Raw genomic sequence first — 289 nt, 5'->3', positions numbered from 1 at the left:
AAAAGCTGGAAACGCTTATTATGAGGCATTCGGCTTTGCTATGAATGAGACCAAGCTAAACGAGCTCGGTGTCAAAACGAGGTTTTACCTCAACAAGGTATTTGATGCCAAGCCAGACAGACTTGATCTAAAGACCAAAGTAGCCATGACATATATGGTATCTTCTAACCCTATGCAGGGTGTAGGGATGCACAGAGAGGTACTGGCAGCTGATACTAAAAACGAACAGGCATTGTTCAATATGGGGTTACTTGCTATCCAATCTACTCAGTATGACAGAGCTGTGGAG

General features: G+C 43.6%; 1 protein-coding gene. It reads left to right on the top strand.

Annotation, left to right across the window (positions count from 1 at the left end):
* Positions 1 to 289, top strand: a 289-nt coding sequence (locus I5349_RS13680; RefSeq protein ID WP_369075571.1) for a tetratricopeptide repeat protein, incomplete at both ends; no start/stop codon positions are given.

This window comes from Penaeicola halotolerans (assembly GCF_016464625.1).
GTDB lineage: Bacteria > Bacteroidota > Bacteroidia > Cytophagales > Cyclobacteriaceae > Penaeicola > Penaeicola halotolerans.
This window is presented reverse-complemented; position numbering and strand designations above follow the sequence as displayed.